The organism is Halomonas sp. AOP5-B2-8 (assembly GCF_052376475.1).
Lineage (GTDB): Bacteria > Pseudomonadota > Gammaproteobacteria > Pseudomonadales > Halomonadaceae > Vreelandella > Vreelandella casei.
This window is the reverse complement of the sequence record NZ_JBQSVS010000004.1, coordinates 460125-473767: the sequence shown is the minus strand read 5'-3', so window position 1 is coordinate 473767 and position 13643 is coordinate 460125. Positions and strand designations below refer to the sequence as shown.

13 protein-coding genes are annotated in these 13643 nt (G+C 55.4%); 2 read left to right on the top strand and 11 right to left on the bottom strand.

Annotated elements, in window-relative coordinates:
- Positions 1-16 precede the first annotated feature (16 nt).
- The 11 genes from ispH to ACT3RP_RS12260 all read right to left on the bottom strand — a co-directional run bounded on the left by ispH (position 17) and on the right by ACT3RP_RS12260 (position 11458).
- Complete coding sequence (gene ispH / locus ACT3RP_RS12310; RefSeq protein ID WP_483393869.1) at positions 17-1012, bottom strand: 4-hydroxy-3-methylbut-2-enyl diphosphate reductase; 996 nt, start codon at positions 1010-1012, stop codon at positions 17-19.
- A 78-nt stretch (positions 1013-1090) separates the two neighbouring features.
- Positions 1091-1537, bottom strand: coding sequence for an FKBP-type peptidyl-prolyl cis-trans isomerase (fkpB, locus tag ACT3RP_RS12305; protein WP_444625031.1), 447 nt, complete (start codon positions 1535-1537; stop codon positions 1091-1093).
- Between the two features lie 19 nt (positions 1538-1556).
- Positions 1557-2108: a signal peptidase II gene (gene lspA, locus ACT3RP_RS12300; protein ID WP_444625030.1), complete on the bottom strand. Its 552-nt coding sequence runs from the start codon at positions 2106-2108 to the stop codon at positions 1557-1559.
- Entirely contained in the window at positions 2101-4959 is a 2859-nt protein-coding gene (gene ileS, locus ACT3RP_RS12295; RefSeq protein WP_441685992.1) for an isoleucine--tRNA ligase, read from the bottom strand. Before ileS ends, lspA begins: the two co-directional genes overlap by 8 nt.
- A complete protein-coding gene (ribF, locus tag ACT3RP_RS12290) occupies positions 4943-6067 on the bottom strand; it encodes a bifunctional riboflavin kinase/FAD synthetase (protein WP_483393868.1) in 1125 nt (374 codons plus the stop codon). Before ribF ends, ileS begins: the two co-directional genes overlap by 17 nt.
- Before the next feature lie 82 nt (positions 6068-6149).
- Entirely contained in the window at positions 6150-7733 is a 1584-nt protein-coding gene (murJ, locus tag ACT3RP_RS12285) for a murein biosynthesis integral membrane protein MurJ (protein ID WP_483393867.1), read from the bottom strand.
- A gap of 109 nt (positions 7734-7842) precedes the next feature.
- On the bottom strand, positions 7843-8109 hold the full coding sequence (gene rpsT, locus ACT3RP_RS12280) for a 30S ribosomal protein S20 (RefSeq protein ID WP_008959243.1): 267 nt from the start codon (positions 8107-8109) through the stop codon (positions 7843-7845).
- Positions 8110-8352: 243 nt separating this feature from the next.
- Positions 8353-9132, bottom strand: a complete 780-nt coding sequence (cysQ, locus tag ACT3RP_RS12275) for a 3'(2'),5'-bisphosphate nucleotidase CysQ (RefSeq protein ID WP_483393866.1) — start codon at positions 9130-9132, stop codon at positions 8353-8355.
- A 29-nt stretch (positions 9133-9161) separates the two neighbouring features.
- A complete protein-coding gene (locus tag ACT3RP_RS12270) occupies positions 9162-9917 on the bottom strand; it encodes an amino acid ABC transporter ATP-binding protein (protein ID WP_483393865.1) in 756 nt (251 codons plus the stop codon).
- Entirely contained in the window at positions 9914-10582 is a 669-nt protein-coding gene (locus ACT3RP_RS12265; protein WP_096277889.1) for an amino acid ABC transporter permease, read from the bottom strand. The genes ACT3RP_RS12270 and ACT3RP_RS12265 overlap by 4 nt, the downstream gene beginning before the upstream one ends.
- A 105-nt stretch (positions 10583-10687) precedes the next feature.
- Positions 10688-11458 carry an amino acid ABC transporter substrate-binding protein gene (locus ACT3RP_RS12260; protein WP_483393864.1) on the bottom strand — a complete coding sequence of 257 codons (771 nt, stop codon included), beginning with the start codon at positions 11456-11458 and terminating at the stop codon, positions 10688-10690.
- A gap of 396 nt (positions 11459-11854) precedes the next feature.
- Between ACT3RP_RS12260 and ACT3RP_RS12255 the strand changes: the two genes are divergently transcribed.
- On the top strand, positions 11855-12187 hold the full coding sequence (locus ACT3RP_RS12255; protein WP_096277882.1) for a hypothetical protein: 333 nt from the start codon (positions 11855-11857) through the stop codon (positions 12185-12187).
- Positions 12188-12624: 437 nt separating this feature from the next.
- Positions 12625-13641 (top strand): serine hydrolase domain-containing protein, encoded by a 1017-nt coding sequence (locus ACT3RP_RS12250; RefSeq protein ID WP_483393863.1) that lies wholly within the window; start codon positions 12625-12627, stop codon positions 13639-13641.
- The last annotated feature ends 2 nt before the right edge of the window (positions 13642-13643 follow it).

Genomic DNA, 13643 nt, shown 5'->3' with positions numbered 1-13643 from the left:
GATTGCTACACGATGCCTAGCCGCTCACAATGACCTTTTCACGTAGTTCTTTAGGCATGGAGAAGGTAATTGTCTCTTCGCGCCCCTGCAGCTCTTCCGGCACCGCAGCACCGAGGCTTTGCAGCTTAGCAATAACGCCTTTGACCAATACTTCAGGGGCACTAGCACCGGCGGTAACGCCAACATGGGCTACATTTTCAAGCCACTGAGGATCAATTTGATCAGCATTGTCGATCAGATAGGCAGGCGTACCCATGCGCTCTGAAAGCTCACGCAAGCGGTTTGAATTCGAGCTATTCGGGCTACCCACCACTAGCAGTAAATCACTCTGATCGGCTAGCTCACGCACGGCGTCCTGACGGTTTTGAGTGGCGTAGCAGATATCGTCATTACGCGGCCCCTGGATCGCAGGGAACTTGTCACGTAGCGCAGCAATGACCTTGGCAGTGTCATCCATCGAAAGCGTCGTTTGAGTCACGAAAGCCAGCTGCGAAGGATCGTGCACGTCAAGCTTAGCCACGTCTTCCTCATCTTCTACCAAGTAGATATGCCCACCCAGGGAGGTGTCGTAACGCCCCATGGTGCCTTCAACTTCAGGATGGCCTTCGTGGCCGATGAGCACACACTCTTGACCGCGTTTAGCGTAGCGCAGCACTTCCAGGTGGACTTTGGTGACCAGCGGGCAGGTGGCATCAAAGACCTTCAAGCCACGCCGTTCGGCGTCCGCCTGAACCGCGCGAGACACGCCGTGGGCAGAGAAAATCACGATGACGTCGTCCGGCACTTCATCCAGCTCTTCTACAAACACAGCCCCACGGGCGCGCAGCGTTTCAACCACAAACCGGTTATGCACGACTTCGTGACGCACATAGATAGGCGGGCCAAAGACATCCAGGGCACGGTTAACGATATCGATTGCGCGATCCACGCCGGCGCAAAAGCCACGCGGATTGGCCAATTTTATCTGTATGGGCTGTGCTGGCGTCGGTTGCATAGGTTGCATCGATTGCATAGTAGCGCCTTGATGCGTAAGCGCATCGCTTAGTGAATAAGAACGTCGCTAGTGCTAGTAGGCCTAGTGATAGTAAGCCTAGTGCGTGGTGGCGGGCTTAACGTCCAGCACTTCCACTTCAAACGTGAGCGTACGGCCAGCTAGCGGATGATTAAAATCGACCTCAATGCGCTCGCCGTCGATAGTTTTGACCACGCCAGGCAATTCCGTTCCCGCTTTATCCGCAAACGACATCACCATGCCTATTTCTGGTGCTTCATCACCAAAGTCGGCACGCTTGAGCGTCTGGATATTCTGCGAGTTATGCTGGCCAAACGCATGTTCGGGGGTAATTTGAAAACTACCGCTCTGCCCCGCACCTAAGCCTTTAATCGGGTGCTCAAAGCCTGGTGGCAAATTGCCATCGCCAAATTCAAAGGTTGCCGGCGCTTTGTCTTTGGTCGAATCCACCAGCGTGCCATCTTCTAGCTTCAAGGTGAAGTGTAGCGTCACCTCCATGCCATCATCGATACGGTAGTCGCTCATTACAGCTCTCAATAGTCGATTAATGAGAAGCAGCGTGCGCTTTCTTGCGCCGCCGCTCACCCATGATAGATTCCCAGATTAGTGCAACTGCGCCCAGGGTGATGCCAATATCCGCCACGTTAAAGGCCGGGTAGTACCACCCAGCCACGTGGAAGGAAAGGAAATCAACCACATAGCCATGCACGAGGCGATCATACAGATTGCCTAAAGCGCCGCCAATAATCAGCGGTAGCGCAATCACCAGCAGCTTCTCGTCGTTTTTGACTCTTGATAGCCATATCGTTAGGGCGACGCTGGCTCCAACCGCAATAATGGCGAAAAACCAGCGCTGCCAGCCCGGGTGCGTGGCTAAGAAGCTAAACGCCGCGCCAGGGTTATGCAGCAGCGTGAGATTGAAAAAGGGCAGCACCTCCACCGGCTGTGCGTAGCCAAGCTGGCTGCTGGCCACGTACTTGGTGAGCAAATCGAGCACGATCACCGCCGCAGCGATCCACAGCCAGCTCAAGGGCCGCTTCATGGGCGGCCGCTCACTGGCATCGGTAGCATTGGGCGTATTGGCAGCATTAGGCATAGTAACGAATCTCGCCTTTGCCTTCTGGAAGGTTGCTAATGCAGCGACCGCACAAATCAGGGTGATCGGCATGGGTGCCGACATCCGGACGGTGGTGCCAGCAGCGCTCGCACTTGGTGTTTTCGCTAGTGCTAACCGCGACTTTCAAGCTATCAAGCTCGGTTGCTTCCGCTGAATCACTCGCGTCTGCTAAAGGCTTGAGCGTGACATCGCTGGTCAGCATCACAAAGCGCAGCTCATCGCCCAGCTTGGCCAGCGTCGCCTGCAGCTCATCGCTGACATACAGCGTGACCTCGGCGGCAAGGCTGCCCTTAATCACTTTGGCATTACGCGCATCTTCCAGGCACTTATTCACCGAGTGCTTAACTTCCAATACCTGCTCCCAGAAGGCGCGACCCAGGTCAGCGCTTTCGTCTAGAGTGGCAAGGCCGGTGTAGTATGTTTCAAGCAGCACGCTATCGCCGCGTTTACCGGGGATATTCTCGTGGATCTCTTCAGCAGTGAACGAGAGAATCGGTGCAATCCAACGGCTCAGTGCTTCCACGACATGATACAGCGCGGTTTGTGCACTACGACGTGCCAGCGAATCTGTTTGCGTGGTGTACTGGCGATCTTTAATAACGTCGAGATAGAAGCCGCCTAGCTCACGCGCGCAGAAGCCGTGCACCTGCTGGTAAACATCTAAAAAGCGATATTCTTCATAGGCTTTTTCAATGCGCACCTGCAGCTGGGCGGCGCGATCGACCACCCACTGGTCTAGCGCCAGCATGTCGCCGAAGGCCACCTGATTACGCTCAGGATCAAACCCGTTAAGGTTTGAAAGCAGGAAGCGGGCGGTGTTACGAATGCGACGGTAGACGTCTGACGTGCGCTTCAAAATTTCGTCCGATACGGCCATTTCACCGGAATAATCGGTAGAAGCGACCCACAGGCGCAGAATATCGCCGCCCAGCTTGTCCATCACTTCTTGAGGCGCGACCACGTTGCCCAATGACTTGGACTGCTTACGGCCCTGAGAATCCACGGTGAAACCATGGGTCAGCAGCTGACGATATGGCGGATGGCCGTCAATCGCCGAGCCGGTGAGCAGTGACGAATGGAACCAGCCGCGGTGCTGGTCAGAGCCTTCCAGATACAGGTCGGCACGCGGGCCGCTTTCATGACCGTGCGGGTGCGAGCCGCGCAGCACGTGGCGATGGGTGGTACCGGAGTCGAACCACACGTCCAACGTGTCGGTGACTTTATCGTACTCAGCGGCCTCAGCACCCAGCAATTCAGCGGGCTCAAGACGGAACCACGCGTTGATTCCTTCTTGCTCAACGCGCTTGGCCGCCTCTTCCATCAGTTCAACGGTACGCGGATGCAGCTCGCCCGTTTGCTTGTGAAGGAAAAACGGAATGGGCACGCCCCAGTTACGCTGGCGGGAGATACACCAGTCTGGGCGGTTAGCAATCATGCTGTGCAAGCGCGCTTGGCCCCAGGCGGGGGTAAACGACGTGGCGGCAATGCCTTCCAACGCGCTCTCGCGCAGGGTTTTGCCGTCTTTACCTTGAATATCCATGCCCACAAACCACTGCGCCGTGGCGCGGTAGATCACCGGCGTTTTATGGCGCCAGCAGTGCATATAGCTATGTTTGATCGGCGTATGCGCCATCAGCGCATCAACATCGCGCAGCTTCTCGATGATATTTGGGTTGGCTTTCCAAATCATCTGGCCGCCGAAGAACGGCAGGTCGTCAGCGTACACGCCGTTACCCTGCACCGGGTTCAGCATGTCGTCGAACTCCATGCCATGCTCGCGGCAGGTGACAAAGTCATCCATACCGTAAGACGGCGCAGAGTGGACAATACCGGTGCTGCCGACCTCTGACTCGACGTAATCCGCTAGATAAATCGGCGACAGGCGGTCATAGAACGGATGGCGGAAATTGATCAGATCAAGCTTGGCGCCTTGCGTGGTGGCAATCACCTCACCTTCCAGGCCAAAGCGCTCTAGGCAGCTTGCCACTAGCTCTTCTGCTAGCAGCAGCAAACGCTCGCCGGTATCAACCAATGCATAGGTGAACTCAGGGTGAACGTTCAGCGCCTGGTTAGCGGGAATAGTCCACGGCGTGGTGGTCCAGATGACCACAGCAGTAGGCTTGGGAAGCTCGCTTAGACCAAAAGCCGCGGCGAGCTTGTCGGTATCTTCCACCGGAAAAGCCACATCAATGGCATCCGACTTCTTATCCGCATACTCAACTTCTGCTTCCGCCAGCGCCGAGCCACAGTCAAAGCACCAGTTAACCGGCTTCAGGCCTTTAAACACATAGCCCGCTTCCACCATATCGGCTAGCGCACGGATCTCGCCGGCTTCATTGGCGTAATCCATGGTGCGATAAGGGTGATCCCAATCGCCGATAATGCCCAGGCGCACAAAGTCAGCCAGCTGCGTTTCAACTTGGGCACCCGCGTACTCACGGCAGAGCTCACGGGCTCTGCTCGGTTCAAGATGCTTTCCGTGGGTCGTTTCTACCTTGTGCTCAATGGGCAGGCCGTGGCAATCCCAACCTGGCACATAGGGGGCATCGAAACCGGCTAAGTTTTTCGACTTAACGATAATGTCTTTAAGAATCTTATTAACGGCGTGACCAATATGGATACTGCCATTGGCGTAAGGAGGGCCATCGTGAAGCACAAACAACGGCGCGCCTGCACGTGCTTCCCGCAGGCGCTGGTAAATATTCATATCCTGCCACTGGGAAACTCGACCCGGCTCCTGCTTAGGCAGCATGCCGCGCATAGGAAAGTCAGTTTCAGGCAAATTCAGCGTGTGCTTATAATCCATGGTCTGGTCAGCCGTTGGTAGCATCGGCGTCATCCGCCGAAGAAGAATCAGAAGAAATTGTCTTGGAAACAGTTGTATTAGAAACAGTCGTCATGGAAACGGCAGCCTCACGCTCAAGCGGAGCCGAGGCCAGCGGAAGAGAGCTGTCTTGTTCAGAACGATTTGAGTCAGAGCTGTCTTTTTCAGAGCTGCCTTGATCACCCGGGGGCGCCGCGAAGTACTGGCGAGCACGGGCCTGATCGCGTTCAATTTGCGCTTTTAACGCCTCAAGGCCGTCAAACTTCACCTCGCCGCGCAGACGCGTGCAGGGAAAGACGGTCATGTGCTGGCCGTAAAGGTCGCCGCTAAAATCCAGCAGGTGTACCTCTAGCGTCGGCCGTTTTGACCCTACCGTGGGCCGAAACCCTACGTTGGCGACTGCCGGGTAGCGCCGGCCATTTTCAAGCTCAACGATGACTGCAAACACACCGCGTAGCGTTAACGGCTGGGGTAGAAGCGGCAGGTTCGCGGTCGGCACGCCAATCGTGCGGCCTAACTGCTGGTCGCGCACCACGCGGCCATCTAACGAATAGGGCCGACCAAGCAAGCGCGCAGCGGCGGAAAAATTGCCGCTGGCCAACAAGGTTCTTACCCGCGTACTGGAAACGCGCTCGTCGTCCACGGTGAAAGTGCGGGTGTGCTCCACGCCAAAGCCCTGGGTGAGGCCAACTTCTGCCAGCAGTGCGAAATCACCAAGACGATCACAGCCAAAGCGGAAGTCATCACCGACCACAAGATGCTTAACACCCAGCCCATCAATCAGCACCTGATCGATAAACTCACGCCCGGTCAGGCTGCGCAGCACCTCGTTAAACGGCAGAACCAACACCTGCTCGGCGCCGAAATCACGCAGCAAGCGGACCTTTTCACGCAGCCGCGTTAAACGTGGCGGCGCTTGATCACCGGCAAAAAACTCACGCGGCTGGGGTTCAAACACCACCACGGTAAGCGGCACATTCCAGCGCGCCGCATGCTCGCGGCACTGCTGCAGAATGGCTTGATGGCCGCGATGCACCCCATCGAAGTTTCCGATCGTTGCAACGCAGCCACGATGAGCCGCTTTTAAGTTGTGCAGACCTCGAATGACGCGCATGGCACCTCAGCCGTTAGAGGACATAAAGCCTCTGATTATAACGAACACGCCGTGTAACAAATACACCCGCTAGCGCGCAGCCTCACGATTGCATTTTAAGATGGCGAAAGCGCAGGCCAAATGCCGCCAGCCACGCAGCGTAAAGCGAGCCACCCAACATTACTAACCCGCTCACCCAGGCTATCCGCTGCCAAAGGCTAAAGGTCAGCCACGCCTGCCAGTCAGGAGCAACAAAATAGAGCGCCCCGCACATTAGCGCACTGCCGCCCACTAGCTGCACAGCGTAGCGTTTCCAGCCGGGCTGAAAGACCAACACACCCTGTTTATGCAGCAAATAGCCCAGCAAGCCAGCATTTAGGAACGCAGAAAGTGCCGTCGCTAGCGCCAGCCCGGCATGAGCCAGCGGCCAAATCAGCACCAGATTCAGGGCCATATTAGCGACCATGGCAATAATACCTACCTTCACCGGGGTGCGCGTATCTTGGCGGGCGAAAAACCCCGGCGCCAGCACTTTAATCAGCATAAACGCGACTAGGCCGAAGGCGTACGCCCGCAGGCTCATGGCCGCCATTTGAATGTCATTGTCGGTCATCGCGCCATAATGAAATAGCGTAATCAGCAGCGGCTCCGCCAACACCGCCAACGCCAGCGCGGCCGGCAAGCCTAACAACAATACAATGCGAATAGCCCAATCGAGCATCGCTGCAAAGTGCTCTTTAGACTGATCGGCATGTCGTTTCGACAGCGCGGGCAAGATCACCGTACCAATCGCCACCCCGAAAACGCCCAGCGGTAGTTCAACGAGGCGATCTGAATAATAAAGCCACGACACGCTGCCTGCGGCCAGCAATGAGGCCAGCACGGTATCCAGCAATAAATTAATTTGCGATACCGACACCCCAAACAGCGCCGGGCCCATCAACTTTAGAATCCGCCGCACACCTTCGTGGGCAAAATTGGGCCACGGCGTCGGCATCAGCCCTAAGCGCAGTAAAAACGGTACTTGAAAAGCCAACTGCGCAACCCCGGCGATCAGCACGCCCCAGGCCAGCGCCATGGCCGGCTCTTCCATCATCGGCATTAAAAACAGCGCTGCGCCGATTAGCGAAAGGTTAAGCAGCACCGGCGTAATAGCGGGCACCGCAAAGCGATTCCAGGTATTCATGACGCTGCCGGAAAACGCAGTGAGCGAAATCAGCAGTAAATAGGGGAACGTTAGCCGCAGCATATCTGCGGTGAGCGCCAGCTTTTCAGGATCACGCCCAAAGCCGGGGGCAAACACCCAAATGAGCCACGGCGCGCAGAGCATCGCCACGGCGGTAATCAGCGCCAATATCGCGGTTAAGCTGCCCGCAGTGGCGTTCAGCAGTTCACGAATTTCGTCTCGATTACGCTGAGTGGAATACTCTGAAAGCACCGGCACAAAGGCCTGGTTGAAGGCCCCTTCTGCAAACAGCCTGCGTAGGAAATTAGGGATTTTAAACGCGACGAAAAATGCATCAGCGCCGCCGCCTGACCCTAAAAGGGTAGCGACCACCACATCACGCGCAAGCCCCATCACCCTCGACAGCATGGTCATCGCACTCACCACGAGGCCCGAGCGCATTAGCCCACGGCGGGCTGACGAGGCATCGGGGGAAGTATTGGGTGTTTTTGTCGCCGTCATAAGCTATCCAGAAAACCCGCCCAAAAAACGTATCTAGCAATCGTAACTAGAGAAACCATTCAGACACAAAAAAACCGGCCGCAGCCGGTTTTTTATGGCGCCTGCCGGCTTACGCCGCCAGTGCTTTAATACGCTTGTTCAAACGGCTCTTCAGGCGAGCTGCTTTCTTCTTAGACAGCACGTCTTTGTCTGCAATACGGTCAACGACCGGCTGCATGGCCTTGAACTCTTCCATTGCCTTAGCGTGGTCGCCGGTGCTGATCGCTTTCACTACACGCTTGATGTAGGTGCGGACCATGCTGCGCTGGCTGGATTTCAGGACGCGACGGTTCTCGGCCTGGCGGGCGCGCTTGCGTGCTTGCTTGCTGTTCGCCACAGGGTATCTCCTTGGAGAATAAAGGTTGCCGATAAGCGGCAACGAAATTAAATATGTATTCGTCGGCTGCGCTATCACAGCGCGACGTTTCACCCTACAAAACTAATCCTGCAAAAATCATAAAAGACAGTTGTTTAGCACTATCTTTTCAAAATTCTTGCCTAACAGGATGGCGTAGTCTATCACGCGCTACGCGTGCTTGCTAGCGGTTGTCAATACGTCAGCGAAGGTAAAGACACAGCACTAGGCAGAGCTTCCCCACACTACAAAATCAGGATTCAACACTTGCGCCGGATCCGCGTAGCACAAGGGCTTTCCTTCCAATGTCACCACGCGCCCGCCTGCCTGTTCAACAATCGCCTGGGCGGCGGCCGTATCCCACAGGCTGGTTGGCCCAAAACGCGGGTAAACATCGGCGCGACCTTCCGCGATCAAACATGACTTCAGCGAGCTACCCATGGGCTGCACGCTGTGCTTTCCAAGGGCCGCTAACCAATCCGACATCCGCGGATCAGGGTGCGAGCGGCTTCCCAGCACGCGCCATGGCTGCCCTACTTGCGGCGCGGGGGCGGTATTAATCGCCACATATTGCCCGTCTTCAACAATTTTAAATGCGCCTAGGCCGCTGGCGGCCACATAAGTGTGCGATAAAGCCGGCGCCACCACCACGCCCAACATCGGCTGTCCGCGCTCAATTAGCGCTATATTGACGGTGAACTCATCGTTGCGCTTAATAAATTCTTTAGTGCCATCCAGCGGGTCGACCAGCCAATAAAACCCCTCGGCGTTAGCGCCTTCAAAGCGCTGAGTGTCTTCTTCTGAAAGTACCGGCACGTCAGGCGTCAACGCCTGTAAGCCTCGCACGATAATCACATGCGCGGCTTTATCCGCCTCGGTTAGCGGGCTATGGTCAGCCTTAAGCTCAACGGCAAACTCACGGCGATACACCTGCATAATCGCCGCGCCCGCCTCAACGGCCAGCTGCTCAACGCTTTTAAGTAACGCTTTGGTCAGTGTCGGCATTTCATTCTCAGACAATATACGTTCAGCGCTTACGGCGCAGCCTGCCCCGAGGGAGCTAAAATTTTGCGCAAAAAGTGCCGCGTTCGCTCATCTTTGGGCGCAGTGAATAAAGTTTCAGGCGGACCTTGTTCAACGATACCGCCGTCGTCCATGAACACCACGCGGTCGGCGACTTCTCTAGCGAACTGCATTTCGTGGGTCACGACGATCATCGTTTGGCGCTCAACCGCCAGCTGCTTCATCAGGCTCAACACTTCCTCTACCCACTGCGGGTCAAGGGACGAGGTAGGCTCATCAAACAGAATCACATCGGCATTGGCCGCCATGGCCCGGCCAATGCCTACCCGCTGCTGCTGGCCGCCGGAAAGCGAAGCCGGGTAAGCATCTGCTTTATCAGCCAAGCCGATTCGCTCTAGAATTCCCCTCGCCCGCGCATGCGCCTTCGCTTTGGGCAGCTTATCCACCACGACCATGCCTTCGCTGATGTTCTCAAGCGCGGTTTTATTCGCAAACAGGCCGTAGCTCTGAAACACGAATGCCGTACGACGGCGCAGGGCAAGAATATCTGCCCGGCTGGCGCGCTGGGTATCGATACTCAGGTCACCCACCTGCAGGCGACCTGAGTCCGGCCGTTCAAGGAAGTTAATACAGCGCAGTAGCGTTGACTTACCGGTACCCGAAGGGCCAATGATCACGATAATCTCGCCTTGCGAAAGGCTTAAATCGACATCTTGAAACACCGTATGGGCGCCAAAGCGCTTCGTAATGCCTTGCAGCGAAATCATCGTTGGTAGGCCTTATTCAGATACGTCTCTAAACGGCGCTGGCCCCAGGAAAGCACTTCCACCACCGCCCAATAGATAAGCGCCACTAGCAAGAACGCCTCTAAATACAAAAAGCTGCCCGCCGCCTCTTTTTGCGTCGCGCCCATCAGCTCAGTGACACCCAGTGTAAACGCCAGCGAGGTCGCTTTAATCATATCGATGAAGTAGTTCATCAGCGTGGGAGTGGCTACGCGGGTGGCCTGCGGCAAAATAATCCGCCGCATCAGCTGCGGCTGGGTCATGCCAATGGAAAGCGCCGCTTCGGTTTGGCTGCGGTCTATTCCCACAATCGCGGCGCGAATGGACTCGGCCATGTAAGCAGAAAAGTGTAGCGTGATTCCCAATACCGCCGCCGTTACGCCATTAATCGAGACCAACGCTTCAACCAACTGAGGCAGGCCGTAGTAGAACAAAAACAGCTGAACGAGCAGCGGCGTACCGCGGAAAAACGAGATAAACAGCATTGAAAACCCGTTTAGCACCGGTACTTTTGACACGCGCACGACCGCCAGCAGGCATGCCAAAATCAGCGCAAAGAACATTGCGATGGTCGCCATTTGAAGGGTGAGTGGCAAATAGCGCAGCAGAACCGGCAGCAACCCCCACATATATTCAAGGTTAAGCATGATAGTTAAACGTATCAATAAACATATAAGTAAACATCGCTACTTCGCTGATAAGCAAACGGCCGTGGCAATGCCACGGCCGCGTTCAACAGGTTAGGCCAAGCGTTACGGCTGAGTGATATCCGTATCAAACCACTTTTCAGATATCTCACGTAGCGCTCCGTTTTCACGCAGCTCTGACAACGCCGCATCAACACGATCACGCTGCTCACGACCCGCTTCGTCATCGCGGAACGGCAGCGCGTTTTCGATAGTGGTAAACGGCTGGCCCGCCAGCATCAGCGGCAAACCGCGCTCGCTAATGACCTGCGATGCACTCACACGATCCATCACGAAGGCATCAACACGGCCCAAGGCCACATCCTGCTCAACGTTAGACTCGTAGGTCCGAATGTCGATTTCATCGGCATTGGGCTGTTCTCGCAGCAGCTGCTCGTAGTTAGAGCCTAGGTTCACCGCGACACTTTTGCCGGATAAATCTTCAACGCCTTCAATGGCGTCATTGCCCGCCTTCACAACCACCTGTGCCCCGTCATACACATAGGGCGCGGTAAATACGTACTTGGCTTCACGTTCAGGGGTAATGGTGATCTGGTTGGCAATCGTATCGATACGCCCAGACTCCAACATGCCCGCCAAGCCAGAGAAGCTTGCAGTAACGAACTCAATGTCATCGCCGGAGAGCTCACCCACCGCGTTCATGACATCAACCTCAAAGCCTTTAAGCTCGTCTTGCTCAACGTAGGTGAACGGGAAATAGCCCCCGGACATGCCCACACGTAATGTATCGGCTTGGGCTGAGGCAGCAAATAAACCACCTGCAAGGCTAAGCGAGAGTGCCGCAAGGGTAAGATTAAACTGGCGAGTTAACCGCATAACGCTGCTTCCTTACTTAAGTGGTAAAAGGCTAATGAAGATTATCTTACTCGCTCAAACAAAAACGAACAAAGGAATATTAAATCTTCTTTTTATTCTTTTTATGAATATAGTGCCCGACGCGACCTTATCAAACGACTCTCTCACAATAGCGGCTGATAGCAGGCCCACCGCCGCTAAGCTTTCGCCTTTCCAGCAATCACTATTTTCAATCCCGCAGGTTAAGGTTAGTGAGAGCAAATGCCCTGCTCTTGCCTACTCTGGCCAACGTCTATTCTTTGTCATAGGCCACTCCACAACAGACATTGCCCCGATCTAGACATTGGCCAGACTTAGACCTTGGTCTATAATGCACTGCAACAGGCCCACCTTGGGCTGACTGCAGGAGATCATTTGATGCCTTCACTACTTATGCCTGCCGAGCTAATAAAAGCACCCGTGCCTCTTGCGCATGTACAGCGTAGCCTTCGCCAGTGTTTATCGATTGCCGCCGAGCTGCTCTACGACCATGGCCATGTGTTAGAAACCATTACCCTGCCCCAGCGCGGCTTAGCCCGCCGTGAGCTGCTAGCGCTTAGCGCCGCGGCCCCTACTTGGGCAACCTGCCAACAGGTGATGGAAACCAGCGAAGCCGCTACGTTCAACGAGTATGGCCGCTTTGTACTAACCCACCTTGGCCGCGAGCTGATGTTTGATATGTTTGGGCAAGGCGCCGCTGACTGCGCCTAGCAGCTCGCAGATAGAAACACCTGAACGCAGCGCATAAAAAAAGCCCGCCGGTATAAAACCGGCGGGCTTTTTTGTCATGGTATTAACGCAGACCAAGCATCGAAAGAATGAACAGAACTACCACGATAAGACCGATGATATAGATAATATTACGCATAGGGCGCTCCTTGCTTAGTGCGTTTTAGAGAAAATCAAAGGGTTGCTCACCCTTGAGCTAGCACCCATATCCTAGCAGGCTTTTGACCCTTTTGCGTAATATTGACGCGTTTCGGGGCCCAAAATTTGCTTGTAAGCGTGGCTCCGCATTGACCAGCACAGCGCCTGACCATAAGAGACAGACCACTAAAAAGGATCTGTCCCAACGTTTAATGGCAGATTCGGAACCTCCATCCCGCCTGGTTGCTCAAACCTGTATTCTCTACACCAAAGGTATTGCAATGCGCGTTCATGTTTTGCCGATTTCGCTCGCCGTTATGTGGTTATTTCCTACCTTTAGTGCCGCCGCCAATGAACCTTCCGCCAATGCTCTTCAGGCGCTTGATCAGCAGGCCGCTGCACTGAACCGCGTGCATAACGTCGTGGTGGCTTACGAAGGCGATATTGTCCATGAGCTTCACCAAGATGGGCCGGGCGTGGCCTCGCCTGCCAACATTAAATCGCTATCTAAAACGGTGCTTGCGGCCATTACCGGTGCGGCGATTGAGGCGGGCGTTATCGAATCCGTTGAGCAGCCAATCGTTGAGCTGTTTGGCGAACATCTTCCTAACGGCCTTGACCCACGGGTTAACGAGATCAGCGTGGCGCATTTGCTTGCCCAGCAGGCTGGGCTAGAGAGCACATCGGGAAGCAACTATAGCGCCTGGGTCGCTAGCCCCAACTGGGTGAACGATGCGATCACACGCCCGTTCGTTGATGAACCCGGCGGGCAAATGCTCTATTCAACCGGCACCAGCCACTTACTTTCAGCAGCCCTCACCCATGCCAGCGGCGAGACCACTCATGCCCTTGCTCAGCGCTTGCTGGGTGATCCACTCAATATCAATATTCGCCCCTGGTTACGTGATCCGCAGGGCATCTATTTTGGCGGCAACGATATGCAGCTTTCACCGCGGGCGCTGATTGAGATAGGTGAGCTATATCGCAACGACGGCATCGTATTAGATGAAAGCGGCAATGCACAGCGCGTACTGCCTGAAGGGTGGGTTGCTGCATCGTGGCTGCCGCGCGGTTCGTCCCCCTGGACCGGTGACGGCTATGGCTTCGGTTGGTTTATTACCCAGCTGGCAGGAGAAGACGTGTACTACGGGCGCGGCTACGGCGGCCAAGCGCTCTACGTAATTCCCGAACGGGAGATGACCGTGGTGATTACCTCAGACCCCAACCCACCCTCGCCGGGCGGGCAGTTTCAGCAGCAGTTGAATAGGCTGATCGAGACTCTTTTATCACCGCTATAAAT